Genomic DNA, 2,599 nt, shown 5'->3' with positions numbered 1-2,599 from the left:
CGCTCGAGCCGAAGCCGATCATCCGCACCGGAGCGACGCTAGGTCGACCGGCGGCCGCAGGGCCGCGGCCGCCCCGCCCCTGTGGACGACGGCGCCCGCGGGGCCCCTGTGGGCGGGTGGCGGGTCAGGCGGCGGAGCCGGAGCCCTTCGACGCCGTGCTGGACGCGCTGGAGGTGGTCGAGGAGGCGCTCGCCGCGGGCGCCGCAGCCGGCTTGTCCGCGGGCTTGGCGCTCTCCGTCGACGGGGTCGTCGAGGAGGAGCCGCCGTCGGCGCTCTTGCTCCCCGACCGCGAGTCGGTGCGGTAGAAGCCGCTGCCCTTGAACACGACCCCGACGTTGCTGAAGACCTTGCGCAGCTTCCCCGAGCACTCCGGGCACACGGTCAGGGCGTCGTCGGTGAAGGACTGCTTGACCTCCAGCGCGTGGCCGCAGGTGGTGCAGGTGTAGGCGTAGGTCGGCACAGGTACTCCCTCGGCGTGCTGGCACTCTGGGTGCCGGAGTGCCAGATCCTACCGCCGGAGCGGCCACCGCGTGCGCCGACGGGGCGCGGGGGCGGTGGACGCCGGGTCGCGCCAGGCCGCCAGCCTGCCGCGCTCGCTGAGCGCCCGCAGGCGCTCCTCGGCGGCCACGCGCACGCCCGCGAGGGTGATCACGAGCAGGTCGTCGCCGTGGCGCAGGGGGGTGCGGGCCTCGGGCACCATCGCCTCGCCGTCGCGCACGACGAGGCTGACGTCGGCCCCGCGGGGCAGCCGCAGCTCGAAGACCTCCAGCCCGTGCAGCCGGGAGCCGGGGCCCACGCGCACCTGCAGCACCTCGGCCCCCAGCGCCCCGAGCGGGGAGGACTCCACCTCCAGGTCCACCGCCTCGGCGCGGTGCAGCCCCAGCCGGGCGGCGAGGGCGGGCAGCGTCGGGGCCTGGAGCAGGGTGAAGACCACGACGAGCACGAACACGAGCTCGACCAGCACCTCGCTGCCGGGCACCCCGGTCACCACCGGCACGGTGGCCAGCACGATGGGCACCGCCCCGCGCAGCCCGCCCCACGAGAGGAGCACCTGCTCGCGCAGCGGCACCCCGAACCAGGTCACCGAGGCCAGCACGGACAGCGGCCGCGCGAGCAGGGCGAGCACGAGCCCCACCACCAGCGCGGGCACCAGCTGGGCGAGCAGCTCCGAGGGCGAGACGAGCAGCCCGAGCAGCACGAACAGCCCGATCTGCGAGAGCCACCCCACCCCCTCGGCGAAGCCGCGCACCGCCTGCCGGTGGGGCAGCTCGGTGTTGCCCAGCACGAGCGCGGCCACGTAGACGGCGATGAAGCCGGAGAGGTGGGCCTGCACGGCGATGCCGTAGGCCATGCCGCACAGGCCCAGCACCGCGATCGGGTAGAGCCCCGACGACGGCAGCGCCACCGCCCGCAGCCACCGGCCGCTGGCCCAGCCGAGCGCACCGCCCAGGGCCGCGCCGCCGGCGAGCTCCACCAGGGCCAGCAGCACCAGGAGCCACCAGGGCTCGGACGCCGTCCCCTCCAGGTGCGCGCTCAGCGCCACCACGGCGATGACGACCGGGGCGTCGTTGAAGCCGGACTCGGCCTCCAGCAGGCCGGTCAGCCGCCGCGGCAGGGGCACCCGGCGGAGCACGGAGAACACCGCCGCGGCGTCGGTGGAGGAGACCACCGCGCCCAGCAGCAGCGCCTGCGCCCACGGCAGGTCCAGCAGCCAGTGGCCGGCGGCGGCCACGACGGCGACCGAGACCGCGGTGCCCACCGTGGCCAGCACGGCCGCCGGGGCCACGGCGTCGCGCACGGAGGACCAGCGGGTGGTCAGGCCGCCCTCGACGAGGATGAGCACCAGCGCGGCGTAGCCGAGCACCCGGGTGAGCGCGTAGTCGTCGAACTGGACGCCGAGGCCGTCCTCGCCCAGCGCGACGCCGAGGGCCAGGTAGAGGAGCAGCGAGGGCGTGCCGGTGCTCGCCGAGAGGCGGACGGCGACCACGGCGACCACGAGCACGGTGGCGCCGATGAGCACGCCGAGGTCGAACTGCTCGATGCTCATCGGCTGCTCATCGGCTGCTCACCGAGGGCCTCCCGTCGTCGTTCGGCGGTGGCCAGGGGGTGCGGCCAGACTACTGGCCGGAGCCGCCCGCGGGCAGGTCCCGCCAGGAGGTCGGCGTCAGGGCGGCGTGGACCCGGACGTCGTGCGGCTCGATCGGCACGGCCCCGGCGGGCAGCACCTCCTCGGGGTGGACGACGGCCGCGAGCAGCGGCCGCCGAGGCGGCGGGGAGCCCGGCGGGGGAGCCAGCAGGGCGGCCAGCAGGGCGGCCAGCGTGCGGTCGTAGTGGCCGCCGCCCTGCCCCAGGCGCACGCCGCCGGCGTCCACCGCGAGCGCCGGCAGCAGCACCACGTCGGCCTGCTCCAGCGACGCGGTGACCCCCGAGCCGGCCCCCTCGTCCACCCGCCACGCCAGCGGCCCGTCCGCGGCCACCACCACGGGCAGCAGGACGACGAGCCCGCGCGCCCGCAGCGCCGTGCGCAGGGCTGCGGTGCCGGGCTCGGTGGGGGTCGAGGCGTAGGCGGCCACGACGGCCCCAGCCGGCAGGGCGGCGA

3 protein-coding genes are annotated in these 2,599 nt (G+C 76.9%); all 3 read right to left on the bottom strand.

Annotated elements, in window-relative coordinates; translation table 11 throughout:
- Positions 1-124: 124 nt before the first annotated feature.
- Complete coding sequence (locus AC5FZL_RS16390) at positions 125-460, bottom strand: FmdB family zinc ribbon protein (protein ID WP_493619943.1); 336 nt, start codon at positions 458-460, stop codon at positions 125-127.
- A gap of 48 nt (positions 461-508) precedes the next feature.
- A complete protein-coding gene (locus AC5FZL_RS16385) occupies positions 509-2,047 on the bottom strand; it encodes a potassium/proton antiporter (protein WP_493619942.1) in 1,539 nt (512 codons plus the stop codon).
- 70 nt (positions 2,048-2,117) lie between these two features.
- Positions 2,118-2,599: 5-formyltetrahydrofolate cyclo-ligase (locus tag AC5FZL_RS16380; RefSeq protein ID WP_493619941.1), on the bottom strand; the 482-nt coding region annotated here is incomplete at its 5' end.

The sequence above is a fragment of the Quadrisphaera sp. DVD1 genome, from assembly GCF_058932755.1.
This window is presented reverse-complemented; position numbering and strand designations above follow the sequence as displayed.

Coding starts and splice junctions, on each gene's coding strand:
- AC5FZL_RS16385 (WP_493619942.1), bottom strand. CDS start 2,047: ATGAGCATCGAGCAGTTCGACCTCGGCGTGCTCATCGGCGCCACCGTG.